This is a genomic window from Arthrobacter sp. SAFR-044 (assembly GCF_059414985.1).
Window position 1 is genome coordinate 408,942 of record NZ_JBPFDN010000003.1, and the last position, 14,873, is coordinate 423,814.

17 protein-coding genes are annotated in these 14,873 nt (G+C 64.6%); 7 read left to right on the forward strand and 10 right to left on the reverse strand.

The annotated features are described in order from the left end of the window. The first annotated feature begins 96 nt into the window (after positions 1 to 96). A complete protein-coding gene (locus tag ACR65J_RS06975) occupies positions 97 to 1,113 on the forward strand; it encodes a zinc-dependent alcohol dehydrogenase family protein (protein ID WP_440167300.1) in 1,017 nt (338 codons plus the stop codon). Between the two features lie 143 nt (positions 1,114 to 1,256). Next, positions 1,257 to 2,297: an NAD(P)-dependent alcohol dehydrogenase gene (locus ACR65J_RS06980; protein ID WP_440167302.1), complete on the forward strand. Its 1,041-nt coding sequence runs from the start codon at positions 1,257 to 1,259 to the stop codon at positions 2,295 to 2,297. 97 nt (positions 2,298 to 2,394) lie between these two features. On the opposite strand, the gene ACR65J_RS06985 is transcribed toward ACR65J_RS06980, so the two are convergent. The 7 genes from ACR65J_RS06985 to ACR65J_RS07015 form a co-directional block, all read right to left on the reverse strand. Continuing rightward, positions 2,395 to 3,432 carry a nitronate monooxygenase gene (locus ACR65J_RS06985; RefSeq protein ID WP_440167304.1) on the reverse strand — a complete coding sequence of 346 codons (1,038 nt, stop codon included), beginning with the start codon at positions 3,430 to 3,432 and terminating at the stop codon, positions 2,395 to 2,397. 137 nt (positions 3,433 to 3,569) lie between these two features. Further along, the gene (locus ACR65J_RS06990; RefSeq protein ID WP_440167305.1) at positions 3,570 to 3,764 is read right to left on the reverse strand and encodes a hypothetical protein; all 195 of its coding nucleotides are present in this window, start codon (positions 3,762 to 3,764) and stop codon (positions 3,570 to 3,572) included. A gap of 227 nt (positions 3,765 to 3,991) precedes the next feature. After that, entirely contained in the window at positions 3,992 to 4,759 is a 768-nt protein-coding gene (locus tag ACR65J_RS06995; protein ID WP_440167306.1) for an ANTAR domain-containing protein, read from the reverse strand. Continuing rightward, positions 4,756 to 5,007 carry a hypothetical protein gene (locus tag ACR65J_RS07000; RefSeq protein ID WP_440167308.1) on the reverse strand — a complete coding sequence of 84 codons (252 nt, stop codon included), beginning with the start codon at positions 5,005 to 5,007 and terminating at the stop codon, positions 4,756 to 4,758. Before ACR65J_RS07000 ends, ACR65J_RS06995 begins: the two co-directional genes overlap by 4 nt. Continuing rightward, positions 5,004 to 5,735: a GAF and ANTAR domain-containing protein gene (locus ACR65J_RS07005; protein ID WP_440167309.1), complete on the reverse strand. Its 732-nt coding sequence runs from the start codon at positions 5,733 to 5,735 to the stop codon at positions 5,004 to 5,006. Before ACR65J_RS07005 ends, ACR65J_RS07000 begins: the two co-directional genes overlap by 4 nt. Before the next feature lie 187 nt (positions 5,736 to 5,922). Then, positions 5,923 to 6,315: a hypothetical protein gene (locus ACR65J_RS07010; RefSeq protein ID WP_440167311.1), complete on the reverse strand. Its 393-nt coding sequence runs from the start codon at positions 6,313 to 6,315 to the stop codon at positions 5,923 to 5,925. Between the two features lie 10 nt (positions 6,316 to 6,325). Then, the gene (locus ACR65J_RS07015; RefSeq protein WP_440167312.1) at positions 6,326 to 7,045 is read right to left on the reverse strand and encodes a GAF and ANTAR domain-containing protein; all 720 of its coding nucleotides are present in this window, start codon (positions 7,043 to 7,045) and stop codon (positions 6,326 to 6,328) included. Between the two features lie 72 nt (positions 7,046 to 7,117). Here ACR65J_RS07015 and ACR65J_RS07020 point away from each other — a divergent pair, with 72 nt between their 5' ends. Continuing rightward, a complete protein-coding gene (locus ACR65J_RS07020; RefSeq protein ID WP_440167314.1) occupies positions 7,118 to 7,852 on the forward strand; it encodes a GAF and ANTAR domain-containing protein in 735 nt (244 codons plus the stop codon). Between the two features lie 29 nt (positions 7,853 to 7,881). Here the strand turns inward: ACR65J_RS07020 and ACR65J_RS07025 are convergent, their stop codons facing one another. Next, positions 7,882 to 8,610: a Type 1 glutamine amidotransferase-like domain-containing protein gene (locus tag ACR65J_RS07025; protein WP_440167315.1), complete on the reverse strand. Its 729-nt coding sequence runs from the start codon at positions 8,608 to 8,610 to the stop codon at positions 7,882 to 7,884. 89 nt (positions 8,611 to 8,699) lie between these two features. Here ACR65J_RS07025 and ACR65J_RS07030 point away from each other — a divergent pair, with 89 nt between their 5' ends. The 3 genes from ACR65J_RS07030 (at position 8,700) to ACR65J_RS07040 (ending at position 10,285) form a co-directional block, all read left to right on the forward strand. Then, positions 8,700 to 9,032, forward strand: coding sequence for an ArsR/SmtB family transcription factor (locus ACR65J_RS07030; protein ID WP_440167316.1), 333 nt, complete (start codon positions 8,700 to 8,702; stop codon positions 9,030 to 9,032). Positions 9,033 to 9,044: 12 nt separating this feature from the next. Continuing rightward, positions 9,045 to 9,542: an SRPBCC family protein gene (locus ACR65J_RS07035; RefSeq protein ID WP_440167318.1), complete on the forward strand. Its 498-nt coding sequence runs from the start codon at positions 9,045 to 9,047 to the stop codon at positions 9,540 to 9,542. A gap of 149 nt (positions 9,543 to 9,691) precedes the next feature. Further along, positions 9,692 to 10,285 (forward strand): DnaJ family domain-containing protein, encoded by a 594-nt coding sequence (locus ACR65J_RS07040; RefSeq protein ID WP_440167421.1) that lies wholly within the window; start codon positions 9,692 to 9,694, stop codon positions 10,283 to 10,285. A gap of 54 nt (positions 10,286 to 10,339) precedes the next feature. Here the strand turns inward: ACR65J_RS07040 and ACR65J_RS07045 are convergent, their stop codons facing one another. Next, positions 10,340 to 12,511, reverse strand: coding sequence for a transglycosylase domain-containing protein (locus tag ACR65J_RS07045; protein ID WP_440167320.1), 2,172 nt, complete (start codon positions 12,509 to 12,511; stop codon positions 10,340 to 10,342). A gap of 179 nt (positions 12,512 to 12,690) precedes the next feature. Here ACR65J_RS07045 and ACR65J_RS07050 point away from each other — a divergent pair, with 179 nt between their 5' ends. Beyond that, complete coding sequence (locus ACR65J_RS07050; protein WP_440167322.1) at positions 12,691 to 13,317, forward strand: PadR family transcriptional regulator; 627 nt, start codon at positions 12,691 to 12,693, stop codon at positions 13,315 to 13,317. A gap of 73 nt (positions 13,318 to 13,390) precedes the next feature. On the opposite strand, the gene ACR65J_RS07055 is transcribed toward ACR65J_RS07050, so the two are convergent. Beyond that, complete coding sequence (locus ACR65J_RS07055) at positions 13,391 to 14,722, reverse strand: ammonium transporter (protein ID WP_440167323.1); 1,332 nt, start codon at positions 14,720 to 14,722, stop codon at positions 13,391 to 13,393. Positions 14,723 to 14,873: the final 151 nt, after the last annotated feature.

Here is a 14,873-nt window from a genome sequence, read left to right on the forward strand (position 1 = left end):
GCCAGAACCAGTTACAGCAGGGCCCTCGCCAACGGTGCCGGGGACGGGTTTGATGGGAATGTCCCTTTCAGCCGTTTCACCTTTGGAGGACCCAGCATGCGCGCAACCATCCTGCACGCGCCCGGAGACGTCCGGGTCGAGGATCGTGACAAGCCAGCCATCCAGCAGCCAACGGATGCGGTCATCAAACTCGTTGCCGCCTGCGTATGCGGGTCCGACCTGTGGCCCTACCGCGGCGCCGACAAACTCTCCAAGCCTGTGCCGATGGGCCACGAGTATGTGGGAATCGTCGAGGAAGTCGGCGCCGACGTGAAGAATGTCCAGCCGGGCCAGTTCGTCGTCGGATCCTTCTTTGCCTCGGACAACACCTGCGAAATCTGCCGCTCCGGCTACCAGAGCGGATGCGTCCACCGGCAGGGCGTGGGCGGTTCCCAGGCAGAGTACCTCCGCGTCCCGCTGGCGGACGGCACCCTGGTGGCCACGCCGGGCATGCCCGACGCCGACAAAATACCGTCGCTGCTCGCGGCCTCCGATGTCCTGGGCACAGGATGGTTTGCCGCCAAGGCGGCCGAGGTGGGCCCCGGCAAGACCGTGGCTGTAGTAGGCGACGGCGCCGTGGGACTTCTGGGCGTCCTCGCAGCCAGGCAGATGGGGGCCGAGAGGATCATCGCCATGTCCCGGCACGCGGACCGGCAGGCCCTGGCCCGCGAGTTTGGTGCCACGGACATCGTGGAGGAGCGCGGTGACGCGGGCGTGAAGAAGATCAAGGAACTGACCGGTGGCCTCGGGGCGCACTCCGTTATCGAAGCGGTGGGCACGCAGGAGTCGATGCTGCAGGCCATCCACGCCACCAGGGCAGGAGGCCATGTCGGCTTCGTCGGTGTGTCCCATGACGTGGCGCTGCCCGGCCGGGACCTGTTCTACTCGCACGTGCACCTGCATGGCGGTCCGGCCCCGGTCAGGCAGTACCTGCCTGAACTGATCGACCTGATCCTCAGCGGCACGATCAATCCCGGAAAGGTCTTTGACCTCGAACTCCCGCTGGAGCAGGCGGCAGACGCGTACAAGGCCATGGACGAACGCCGCGCCATCAAAGTACTCCTGCGCCCGTAGCAACACCCTGCCCACCACAGTGCCCAAGGGTAGGACTCGCAAGACCAGTCACAACAGGGCCACCTTGGCACCCGTATTTTCCGGGGTTGCTCCGAACAACCCCGGTAGCATTTTAAAGTCCCCCAACAGATCACAGGAGAACCATGACTACCGTCAAGGCTTATGCATCCCCGTCCGCCACGGAGGACCTCGTGGCTACCACCATCGAGCGCCGCGAGGTGGGTCCCCACGACGTCCTGATCGAGATCAAGTTCGCCGGCATCTGCCACTCGGACATCCACACCGTCCGCGGTGACTGGGGCCCGCAGCAGTACCCGCTGGTTCCCGGCCACGAGATTGCCGGCATCGTCACAGAGGTGGGTTCCGCGGTCACCAAGCACGCTGTGGGCGACCGGGTGGGAGTCGGCTGCATGGTCAACTCCTGCAAGGAATGCGTCAACTGCCAGAAGGGCGAGGAGCAGTACTGCCTCAAGGGCAACATTGGTACCTACGGCGCCGTTGACCGCGACGGCACCATCACGCAGGGTGGCTACTCCACCCATGTCGTGGTCACGGAAGACTTCGTCGTCACCATCCCTGAGGGCATCGACCTCGATGTCGCCGCACCGCTGCTGTGCGCCGGTATCACCACCTACTCACCGCTGCGGCACTGGGGTGCCGGACCCGGCAAGAACGTTGCCGTCGTCGGTCTCGGCGGCCTGGGCCACATGGCCGTCAAGCAGGCCCACGCCATGGGCGCCGAGGTGACCGTCCTGTCGCAGTCGCTGAAGAAGCAGGAGGACGGCCTGAAGCTCGGCGCCGACCACTACTTCGCCACGAGCGACGAGAACACCTTCTCCGAACTCGCCGGCTCCTTCGACCTGATCATCAACACGGTCAGCGCCTCGATCGACATCAGCTCCTACCTGGGCCTGCTGAAGCTCGACGGCGCCCTGGTCAACGTCGGCGCCCCCGCGGAGCCGCTTCCCGTCAACGCCTTCGCCCTGATCGGCGGCCGGCGTTCCTTCGCCGGTTCCATGATCGGCGGCATCCGGGAGACCCAGGAGATGCTCAACTTCTGCGCCGAGCATGGCCTGGGCGCCGAGATCGAGGTCATCCCGGCCGACAAGATCAACGAAGCCTACGAGCGCGTCCTCGCCTCGGACGTCCGCTACCGCTTCGTGATCGACACCGCCACCCTCTAAAGCACCACCGCCCTTTCACGGCACGCACGGCGGGCCGGCCCCACAAGGAGCCGGCCCGCCGTCGGGCGTTAAGAAGCGGACCACGGCGTGCCAGGCCTCACGGCCGAAGGCTCGCCAGAATTGATGCCGCCGGGCCCGCCACGCAGTTCCGGTAGTTGATGCCGGCCCACAAATTCAGCCAGTCCGGCTCACGCGCCGCCGCCGCTGCGGCGCGTAACGGGGTGGTGAGGTGGTGGATTTCGGGATAGCCGTAGGGGGCCTCACCGTCGTGGCGGCGCATGAATTCGTTGTGCAGGCCCCTGGCATTGCGGCCCGAGAAGACCCGCGTGACGGCCGTGGTGGTGAAACGGTCCGACGAGGACAACGCCGCCCGGTGCGCGGCCTTGGTTCCTGCTTCATCCGCGCAGAGGAACGCGGTTCCCGCCTGGACCGCCACTGCACCGACGGCCAGCGCGGCCCGGGTGTGCTCTGCCGTGGCAATGCCGCCCGCTGCGATCAGGGGCACCTCCAGGTCAGACAGCTCGCCGAGGATCCCGTGGAGGGGCACCAGGGGAGGAGGCACATCCGCCTTGAAAGTTCCGCGGTGGCCGCCCGCTTCCGGCCCCTGGGCGCAGAGGGCGTCGGCGCCCGCCGCAAGGGCCTGCAGCGCTTCCTCCCGGTCAGTGACTGTGGCGACCACATAGATTCCACGCTGCTGGAGGGCTTCCACCACGCTGGATTCGGGGACGTCGAAGGTGAACGAAACAACGGCAGGTGCAAGGTCCAGCAATACTTCGAGCTTTTGGTTCCAGTCGTCATCGTCATGCTTCGGCTCGCCCAGGGTCACCCCGAAGCGTTCAGCGTCAGGGGCCAGCGAATCGGCGTACTGCTGCAGGGACGCCGGGCTGATGACGGACGCTTGGGGCACGAACAGGTTTACACCGAAGGGCTTAGCCGTTTGTCCCCTGACTGCTTCAATTTCGGCACGCACAGCCTTCGCGGTCTTGTAGCCTGCCGCAAGGAAGCCCAGCCCGCCGGCCTCGCTGACGGCCGCGGCCAGGTGCGTGGTGGAGGGTCCGCCGGCCATCGGTGCCTGGATGACGGGCAGCGCCAGCGACTCAAGCCTGAATGTGGTGCCCTTCTGCTGGGTAGCCATGTGCCCTTCCCGTCGCTTGTCTTTACCTGACGAATGCTACGCCCGTCTGTACCGCCGTTCGACGTGGCAAGGCCCAAAAAAGGCGCTCACGACGGCGGGTGGTCCCGCCGTCGTCAGCGCCCTTACGGGTGGTCCGCTTAGAGGGCCAGGGCCGGCTCATTCCCGCGCACGCTCAAAGTGAAGGTGTTGGGTCCGCTGCAGGTGACGGCGATGCGGCAGCTGGTGGTGTTGTGGCGCGAGGAGAGGTCCGAGACCGCGGAATCGAGGGTTTCGTGGAGGGAAGCCCGGTCCCAGATCTTCAGCGTCACGGATTCGGCAGTGTTAAACGTCATTGTTCAGTACTTTCCTGTGTCAAGCCGGATTGGTGTCCGGCAATGGCCTGTCCGCGCTCGGAGGGTCGGTGGCCTCTGCTCACCGGTGGGCCTCGTTGCGTCACCAGGATGTCAAGGGCGGATGTTTCCGGCCCTGCCTATCCATAGTGCCCGTGGCGGATGAGCCGACTCAACCAAATCGCGCATTTATTGCGAGTGAATCTCATCACGTGTGACCGGCGGCACAGCTACTCGTCGAAGTAGGCCGTAATCCTTCGTTCCCCGGAAATTGAGGTGATGACGGTTGCTGCCACTTCCCGGAGCTTGATGTTCCGGGTGCTCGAAGCGCGCGTGAGGATGCTGAAGGCGGTATCCCGGTCGCAGCGGTTCTGGGCCATAACGGCCCCTACTGCCATGTCGATGACGGTGCGTGACTGCATTGCAGCGGTTAAATCATTTCGGGCTTCCCTCAGCTGCGAGATCCGCAGGATCAGCCGCAGTGAAATGGCGGCCTGGGCCGCGAATGACTCCACGGTTGCGATGTCCTCGCCGGAGAAGCCGTTGCTGCGGCCCGAGTAGAGATTCAGCACTGCTTCTGCATCCCCCTCCAGATCCAGTGGGACGGCAAGGATCGAGGACACGCCGTGCTGCACGGCGGTTTGCACATAGGGTTCCCAGCGGCTTTCCGCAGCAAGGTCCGGCACAAGGAGGGTGGTTCCCTGCTGGAGTGCGGTAAGGCACGGGCCCTGGCCAAATCCGTTCTGCAGTTCGTCAAGGGCCTTTGCCGCTGCATCACTTGCCGCCACGGCCTGGGGTCTTTTGTGGCGCAGCACTGTGACACCGCTATGGATCGTGTTCCCGGGGCCGGACAACCGCGTACTGGCCAGGATTGCCAGTTCAGTGAGGAACGCCTTGATGTCGGGGCTGTCCAGCACCAATTGCTGCAGCGACAATTCCGCTGCTTCCGGAGGCAGTCCCTCGTGTTCCTGGAACGGCTGCTCCTGACTGCCGGTCATCGGTCCCCACCCTCGCAGAGTTCCCTCATGGCCGTGGCAATCAGCCCCACCTGGGAGGCCGGAAGGTGGAGTGCTTCGTTGAGGTAGGCGTCAAAGGACATTTCGTCGGCGTCGCCGCCGAGGCCGTAGTAGTACGTCCACAGTTTCATCATCGGAAGCTGGGTGTTACGGAAACGCCGGGCCACATCCCTTCGCTGTTCGTCGGCCTCCAGCAGTTGGTCAGGGCCCCCGGTCCAGTCGGCGTTCACCTTTGCCGTCCCATTGGCGGGACGGGGAAAGATCCGCCATCCACGATTTCACGCGCAATTTCCTGAACCCGCCGGTTGCTTGACGTGGCGGCTATCTGGAGGAGGCCAAGGGCGTCGTCCCTGCCGCCACGGGTTTGGAGCATGACCAACGAGACTGCGGCGTCAACAAGGGCACGGGACTTCAGCGCGGCGCGCAGGCCGTCTGGAAACACCTCCGGCGCGTGCAGCCTCAGGGCCAGTCGGAGGATGCGTGACATCGACGCGGCGTGATAATAGATGAGGACCACCACGGCTGGATCGAATGCGTGCATGGTGCGGGCGTAGCAGTTCAGTGCGGCCTTGGAGGCGGGGGCGGTGACGATGGGGACAGCCAGCACTGAGTGCACATCGTCTTCGGCGATGAGGTCCAGATACTGTCCCCAACGGTCGTCGTTAGGGAAGTCATTGACCAGGACTGTCCGCTGCCCGCGCAGGGCGGTGAGGCAGGGGCCGGCATCCAGGGCGTACTGCGTTTCATCGAGTTTGTGCCCCTCCTCGCTGCTGCAGGCAACCGTGGAAGGCGCGCCGTCGCGCTCCACGGTTATTGAGCACTCCAAGGGGCTGCCGTCCCCGCGAAGCCGTGAAGCAGTAATAGTGGCCAGCCCAAGGAGGAACTCGGGGAATCCGGGGCTGTCCAGAAGCAGGTCCTGATACTCGTTGGCGGTGGTCAGTGCGCTATTCCCGGCCATGTGGCCTCGATCCGTAGTTGCGCCAGGCTTTGCTTATCCTGGCTGGCGGCCGCCGCTCTTGGCACGGTGGGCCCATTCATTCAACCTCCGGATCCTGTCGCCATCCCGAAATCTCCTACCTTTGACACTACGCCTTTGGGGGAGGTTTCTGATATAGCGCCTGGCTTCGTTCGCCAGCCCCGGCGGCCTACGGGCCCGACGTCATCGTCCCTTGCTCGCCGCCGCCCTCGCCGTCGCGTTCCGCCTCCGGGCAGGGCCTGCCGTCCTCATCGTCTGGCTGGCCTGTGTCTGGCTGGCTCGTGTTGGAGCCATCCTGTGACTGGCCCGTGAGGTCATCGGAGTACGGAGCGTGGGGGCGGGGCAAGTCGTCTATCAATTCATTCGCAGCCAGAGCCAGCAAGTCGCGCTGGATTGCCGGCAACGAGAGAAGGCCTTGAAGGTAGGCCTCCACTTCGTATTCGCCGGCGTCGCCGGACAGGCTGAAATACTTCAGCCACAATGCGGAAATGGAAATGTCGGCTGATTTCATTGCCGCACGGAGCCTCCGCCGTTGTTCCGGCTCGTTCGGATCGAAGCCCACAGAGCCGTTCCTAATCCCCGAGAGCCGGCATCCCGGCCAGAATCGAGGCACTGACGTCCTGCAGCGGGCTGCCGGTTTCACGTGCCGTCCGCATCAGTCGCTGAAGAGCGTCCTGGTGGGTAAGTCCGAGCCGTTCCATGAGGACTCCGCATGCGCGGTTGACCAGGTCCCGGCTGTAGAGGGACGCCTGCAGGGCTTCCGTCATCCTGTGTGGAGCTTCACTGGCCTGGATGTGAGAGATCAGTGTGGCGGCGGGGGCTGCGAAGAGTTGGACAAGGCCCGGGCTGGACGGACCGTAGGCACCGGCGGTTGCGGCATACAGTTTCAGTGCCCCAATGGATTCCTTGCCTGCCAGCAGGGGGACGCTGACCACTGAGCGGATGGGCAGGTGGTGGACAGCTTCCTCCCACGCCGGCCACCGCCCATCTCCCGGGAGATCCTCCACCAGTACCGGCGACTCCGTGGCCCAGGCCGTCAGGCAGGGGCCCTCGCCGTGCTGGTACTGTGCTGCGTCCGCCAGTTCCACGGTCCTGTCCGTGTAGCCGCTGCTGGTACGCCGGCCCCTGGCATCCAGCAGCGACACTCCCGCGCCGATGGTTCCCGCCACGGATTCCTTGGCGGCGAGGGCCAGGAACTGCACGGCGCTGGTGACCTTTTCCTCGGTCAGCAGCAGGCCCTGGATGCGCGCAATGACTGTACTGAGTTCGTCAAGGGGAAGCTGCTGCGCCATCCTTTCAGCATAAGCCCCCTTAAATGCCCGCTCCGCTGCCGCGCGAGGTCCGGCCCCCGTAAGATGAACCCCATGTTGAATCCTGCCGACAATGTGACCGTCCAGCACCTCCAGGAGGTCCTGGTAGGTGCCGAGAACGCCGTGGAATTCCTTTCCGGACTCTCGGGGATGGCGGCAGCGGCAGTATCCGAAGTCGCCAGTGACGCAATTGAGTGCGCGGTTACCCTCAAGCTCAGGCGGCGCCCGGCAACTGCGGCCGGCAGCAGTGCCAGGGCCGTGGAACTGGACCTCATTGAGCAGGCATTGGGGGATGGTCCTTGCATCCGTGCCTTGCGTGAGATGGCGCCTGTGCTGATTGACGACGTCGCGCGGGATACCCGGTGGACCATGTACAGCCAGGAATTGGCGCGACGGGGGGTACAGAGCACCCTGGGTGTCCCTCTGGAGATCGGTGCCGATGCCAGTGCTGCCTTGAACTTCTTTGCCACCAAGCCGGGTGTGTTCACACCAGACGTTTATGACAAAGCGGCGGGCTTCGCCGCCGCTGCCCACAACACGCTGCACCTTTCAGTCCGCATCCACACTGCGCAGAACCGGGCCAATGACCTGGAGGCTGCCCTGGAGAGCAGGACCGCCATCAACCTCGCCTGCGGCGTCATCATGGCGCAGAACCGCTGTTCGCAGGAAGAAGCGATGGAAATCCTCACCAAGGTCTCCAGCAACCGAAACCGGAAGTTGCGGGACGTGGCCAAGGAACTGATCGAACAGCTGTCCGGAAGCAACATCCAGACCCACTTCGACGCATAGGCCGAAACCACCAGCCGGTTCCGATCGGGTCAGCCAGCGGTCCGAACGGACACACTGGCGTTGCCGCCTGACCGGCGGATGTCCCAGCAGCTACCGCTGCCGATGACCTTGTAGTCCGTGGCGCCAACTGATTCCAGCACCACCGCCGTGTTCTCATCGATGGCGACCGCCCATTCCACCAGGCCTACGGCCACAGCGCCCACCGCGCGGCTCAATGTCCCCGCCTGGGCGGCGTGGACATCCACCGCGAACGGAACCAGCCCCAGGCCCTCACGGATGTCCACTGCATCCAGGCCTTCGGAGCACTCCTCCCCGCACACTTCCACCCCGCTGATCCGGTACCCACCGATCAGGGCGTGGCCTGGGGCCACCATGGCTCCGGCGGAGAACCCCAGATACGGCATGCCGGCCGAGGCCAGGCGCAAAATGGCTTCGGCTGCCGGGCGGAGGCCCTCCCAATACGCCGGCGTCAAGCCGCCCCCCACCACCACGCCGTCCACACCTCCGAACGCAGCGGGATCTGCCCGGGTGCCTGCTGCCAGCGTGACCGGCAGGATCGCACAATCAAGCCTGGCCCGGAGGGGGCCCGAGCAGGCCTCCATGACATCCTGCAGGCTTCCTTCCCGATGATGCACGGCCACGGCGATGCGGGCAGTCCGGCCTGGCGTGGCATGCTGCCGGACCATCTCCTCAAACCGGTCAAAGACTTCCGGAAAACCCGCCGCGTCCGGGCCGGCCCCGGCAAGGAAGATGCTCATGAAGTTCAAGATACCGGCTCGGGTCTTGAAGCCGATTGTGTGGAAGAAACCCTTGACCTGTACGCCCCGCAGGGCTAACGTACAACCAAATGGTTGTAGAACAGCTAAGCGCGACCGAAATCGACCGCCTCTTCCAGGCGTTCGCCGACTCCACCCGGCGGGACATAGTCCGCCGGGTCACTGTGGGCGAGTACTCGGTCTCCGGTCTGGCAGCCCTTTACGCCATGAGTTTTGCCGCCGTCCAAAAGCATGTGGCGGTGTTGGAGCGCGCATCCCTGGTCACCAAGGAAAAGCGCGGAAGGGAGCAGATCGTGCGGGGCAATCACGAAGGACTGCAGAAAGCCCGGCGGCTGCTCGATGACTACGAACAGATCTGGCGGCAGCGTGCCGCCCGGATGGCCGATATTCTCGCTGAAGGTTAGGAAGGCATTGCCATGACAGTCATCAGTACGGCTAAGAACCCCGAGGCCCTGAGCCTCACCCTCGTCGCCGAGTTCGACGCCGGCGTGGAACGCGTCTGGGAGCTCTTCGAAGACCCGCGCCAGCTGGAGCGCTGGTGGGGACCGCCCACCTACCCTGCCACTTTCTACAGGCACGACTTCGTTCCGGGTGGCAAGGCCAGCTACTACATGACCGGCCCTGAAGGGGACAAGGCCCACGGCTGGTGGGAATTTACCTCCATCGAGCCCCCGCGGGAGCTCCAGTTCAACGACGGTTTCGCGGACAGCGACGGCAACCCCACCGGGGAGTTCGGCATCAGCCACGCCACGGTGACCCTGGAACCGCTGGGGGAGCGGACCCGGATGACGATGCTGTCGATCTTCGAGTCCGAGGAACAGCTGGAGCAGATGATGCAGATGGGCATGGAGGAAGGACTGAAGGAAGCAGTCGGCCAGATCGACAGCATCCTTGCCGAGCACGCCAACGCCTGACAGCGCAACAACCACCGACTTTGCCACGGCGCCAGGTGGGCGGACGACGGCGGGACGTGCCGCCGTCGTCTGCCCACCTTGGGCGTTGAACGTGCAAGCCTCCCGCTGAATACTGGAAGTTGGGACAGTGAGGGAAGGCGGTGGCAGCGATGAGCGGCGGGGCAGGGGATTTCCGCAAGCGCCTGGAGCGCGCGGCAGAGGTCCGGTCTTACCGTGGTGCCGGCATCAGCGCCGAAGAGGAAGCCGCGCTTGACGCCCTTGACGCGCAGGAACGGGAAAAGCGCAGGAAAGTCAGTGACGCCGCCCGCGCCGAATACCTGGTCCGCGACGCCATGGCGCAGGGCAAGTTCGACAACCTGAAGTACGCGGGCAAACCGATTCCCGGCCTGGGCGAATCCAACGATCCCGACTGGTGGGTGAAGGGGCTGATCCAGCGGGAGAACATCAGCGGCCTGGGTCCGGCGGCCATCCTGCTCCGCAGTGAGGACGCGGAACTCGACGCCAGGCTGGACGGCCAGTACACGGAGCAGCAGGTGCGGGACATCCTGCAGGATTTCAACCGGCGGGTGATCGACGCGCGCCGCCAACTGCAGGGCGGCCCGCCCGTGGTCACCAAGACCCGTGACGTGGAGGAGGAAGTGGAGCGCTGGCGCAGCCGCCGGGCCGCCCGTGTGGTGGAGGTTCCTGTGGAACCCGAGCCGGAACGCTCCTGGTGGAAGCGGTTGTGGAAGGGCGCTAACTAGCGGAAGGGCCGGCCGTTTCGAACAGCTCGCACACGGCGTTGTAGTACCCCCGGCCTACGGCCTGTAGTTGGGGTTGGGCCCAATCATTGAAGCGGGCGGCGGCGCGAACGGACCCGCGGGATAGAGCGGAGCCACCTTGAGCATGTAGTTGGCCCACTGCGGCCCGGCAATCATGTACCCGTCAAGGCGGGGGTAGAAAGTGCCGTTGATGGTCACGTTCTGTCCTGCCCGCTTTTGGCCTTCCAGTGCGTCACCGAAGAAGGACGCCGTAACCAGCCCGGTGGTGTAGCCCACCACCCAGGTGGACCCGTTGTTGTTCGAGGTGCCGGTCTTGGCAGCGGTAGGAACTTTGTCCTGCACCTTCGGGTTGATCCAGACGCCGGAACCCTTCTTGAGGACGTCCTGGAGTACGGAATTGACGCCGCGGGCAACATCGGGTTTGACGGCGTCGTGGCAGTCGGGGGCCTGGGCAGGCAGCTTTGCCCCCGCCGCATCGGTAATCTCAGCCAATGCGATCGGCGCACAGTAGCGGCCGTCCGTGGCAAAGGTGGCAAAGGCATTTGCCAGGGTGAGGGGTGCCACGCCGGTGCCGCCCAGGAGGTTGCCCAGTTGGTGCATGTTGACCGGGGCGCTGTCCAGGCCGCTGTGCAGGCCCACGGCGTCCACCATTTTCTGGATGCCACAAAAGTCGAGCTGGGCTGCCGAGGCGAAGGTGGCGGTGTTGATGGAGTTGTACAGGCCGTAGTTCACCGGCATCGGCCGGTAGAAGCCGTCCTCCGCGTTCTGCAGGTCATCGGCAGCACCAAGGGCAGGGTTTGCCTGCGCGGTGCTGTACGCGCCCAGCACCTTCCCGCAGCTGTCCTTCCACGGGAACCCCAGCGGATAGACCCGGCGGGAGGCGTCCACTTCGGTGGTTAGCGACTTGCCCTCGTTCAGCCACTCCGCAAAAGTAAAGGGTTTCATGGTGGACCCGGGCTGGAACCCGCCGGCGCCGTTCAGGTCGTTGCCCTGGGCATCCTTGGCATCAACGTTGAAGTTCAGGTTGGTATCGAACTTGCCGGGTTGCGGGAGGAACACCGTGTTTTGGGCCATGGCCAGGATCTTGCCGCTGCCGGGCTGGATGCTCAGCAGCGAGGCCGCCCACCGGTCCGGGTTCGCGCCGGCAGTTCCATCCACCTGGGCCTGGGCAGCCGCCTGAAGCCTGCTGTCCAGGGTGGTGGTGATGGTGAGGCCGCCGCGGTAAAGCCTCCGCTCGCGTTCAGCCTCGGTAGGCCCGTAGGCCGGATTGTTCAGGATCAGATGGGAGATGTAGTCGCAGAAGTACGGAGCCATGGCGGCATTGGCACAGCCCTGCTGCTGCGGCGTGATTTTCAGCTGGATCGGGGTGGCCACCGCCTCATCATGCTGGGCTTGGGTGATCTTTTTCAGCCGCAGCATCTCGGACAGGACCTGGTTCCGGCGCACGATCGACTTGTCCGGATTCGTCGCGGGATTGTAGAGGGTGGGGCTGTTGACCACGCCTGCCAGCAGGGCTGCCTGCGGAAGGGTGAGGTCCTTGGCGCTGGTGCTGAAGAAGTAGCGTGCCGCGGATTCAATGCCGTAGGCGTTGTTGCTGAAGAACACAATGTTGAGGTAGCCCTCAAGGATCTGGTCCTTGGAGTACTTCTTCTCCAGGCTGATGGCCAGCTTCATCTCCCGCAGCTTGTCACCAATCGTCTTCTGGCCGTTCAGCACCACCTCATCCGGCCGGTCCTGCGAGAGCTCGGCTTCGTTCAGGACGTTCGTGACGTATTGCTGGGTGATGGTGGACGCCCCCTGTTCCCCGCCCCTGGTCAGGTTGGACACAACCGCCCGCAGGATCCCTTGGGGGTCAACGCCCGCGTGCTCGTAAAACCTGCTGTCCTCAATGGCAATAATGGCGTCTTTGATGAAGGGTGACATCTGGTCCAGGGGCACCCTCACGCGGTTCTCGGCGTAAAAGGTGGCGATCTGCTGTCCGTCGGAGGTGAGCACTTTCGTGGATTGCGACGGCGGCTGGACCGTGAGGTCGCCCGGCAGTTTCTCGAAGTAACCAATGGAGGAACTCACCCCCATTCCTGCAGCCGCTACGGCCGGGACCACCAGGCTGGCCGCCAGGATGCCACACATGATACTTGCCGCCAGGAACCCCAGGATCCTTCCCAAGGCCGCGCTGAAGCCGCTTTTGCGCTTCCGCTTCTTCCCCATCGCTCAGCCCTCGTCCTCGAAGGTGGGACCAGAATACGCCCCTGCCAAGGGGTGAACCAGATCCGGAAAGGTCAGGATTTGGTCACGCCGAACCGTTGACGAAGCGATAGATAGCGACATATCGTTAACTATCGCTGAAGAAGCAGCGATTATCCTGATATGGAAAGGACGATGCCACCATGAAAGGCATATTCGACGACAAACATCCCGGCCCAGAGTTCGGAAAAGGACGTTTTGAAAGGGGAAGGGGACGCAGGGGGCCGCACGGGCACAGGGGGCCTGGCTTTGGTCCTGGCTTCGGACCCGGTTTCGGGCCAGGCTTTGGCCCGGGTTTTGGTCCTGGTTTCGGCCCAGGGTTTGGCAGGGGCGGCCGGCGGGCCAGCCGCGGTGACGTCCGCGCAGCCATCCTCTCGCTCCTGGGAGAGGCGCCGTCCAACGGTTACGGATTGATCAAGACCATCGCGGCAAAGACCGGCGGAACATGGCGCCCCAGCCCCGGATCCATCTATCCCACCCTGCAGCAGTTGGTTGACGAAGGCTTGATCGAGGCGCTCAGCGAAGGCCGCGGGACTGAGTTTGCCCTGACGGAGGCGGGCCGGGCCTATGTGGCGGAGCACGCGGAGGAGATGGAGAACGCCTGGAACGCGGAACCGGACAGTGCGGACCGGGACTTCCACCAAAGCATTGCCAAACTCATGGGCGCCATCCATCAGTTCCGCGCAGGCGTCAGTGAGGAGCAGCGCGCCGCCGCCGTCGAGAAGATGGATGAAACCCGCCGCGCTCTTTACAAGATCCTTGCGGACTAGTGTCGGCGTGGACACCGGTTGGACGGGCCTTGCTGTCCGGCACCGTCCAACCGGAACCTACGTGGCCGGGAAACTACGCGAATGAGTCTTCCTTGGCGTGCTGTTCAGTGCGGGCAGCGGCAGGGACGGAGGCGGTTGTGTGGTGTGCCAGCATCTGGCCCAGGCTGCTGAAACCGGAGCCCATCTCACCGAACGCGTAGGCGGTCTCGGCGTGCTCGGACAGGTCCACGCCGGCGGTCTCGGCCTCGTGGCTGACCCGGAAGCCCACCGTCTTGTTGATGATCCGGGCAATGACGGCGGTTCCAACACCGGACAGCAGCAGGGTGATGACGACGGCGGCCGTCTGGGCAATGAGCTGCTGGACGCCGCCGCCGTAGAAGAGCCCGCCGCCCTGTCCGTTCACGGGAAGGGCGATGAAGCCCAGGGACAGGGTGCCGATGAGGCCGGCGCCCAGGTGGACGCCCACCACGTCCAGGGAGTCATCCAGGCCAAAGCGGTACTTGAGGTCCACGAAGACGCAGCAGGCCGCGCCGGCCACCAGGCCCAGACCGATAGCGGCCACCGGGCTGATGTTGGCGCACGAAGGGGTGATGGCCACCAGGCCGGCAACCACGCCGGAGGCAGCGCCCAGGGACGTGGGGTGTCCGTGGCGGACCTTCTCCGTGACCAGCCAGCTGAGCATGGCGGCCGCGGGGGCCACCAGGGTATTGATCCAGATGAGGCCGGCCTGTTCAACGCTGGTGGCGGCCCCGCCGTTGAAGCCAAACCAGCCAAACCACAGGATCGCCGCACCGAGCATGATGAAGGGCAGGTTGTGGGGGCGGTGGTTGGGGTCCTTCGCGAACCCGTGGCGCTGGCCAACGATGACGGCCAGCACCAGGGCAGCCGTACCCGAGCTGATTTCCACAACAGCACCGCCGGCGAAGTCGATGACCTGGCCGAAGATTTCCGTGACGGCGCCGCCTGCGCTCATCAGCCCGCCACCCCAAATCATGTAGGCGAGCGGGCAGTAGATTACCGTGATCCACACGGGCACGAACAGGGCCCAGGCGCCGAACTTGGCACGGTCGGCGATAGCGCCACTGATCAGCGCGACGGTGATGATGGCAAACGTCGCGCTGAACCCTGCCTTGAGAAGGTCCGGTGAACCCATCAGGTTCTGCAGCCCGAAGTTGGTGAAAGGATTGCCGAAGAGGCCCAGGACGCCGGTGCCGGTGGTCATGGAGTAGCCCCACAGGACCCAGACCACGCCAACAATCCCTGCCGAGATGAAGCTCATCATGATCATGTTGAGGGCGGCCTTGGCACGGGTCATGCCGCCGTAAAAGAGGCCAAGCCCGGGGGTCATCAGCAGTACCATGGCGGCCGAAATCATCAGCCAGACGTGTTGGGCAGTGATTTCCACCGGTGGGTCCCTTCGCAACGTGAATGTGGTGCAGGGCCCGTTTGGCCCCGTGGCATTTCCCCCGGGTTCCATTTTTGGCGTCGTGTGTTTCAGCCAATGCCGCTTAAAGTTGCCGCCACGTTACACAAATCGCTCCCGCGTGAAGTTCACG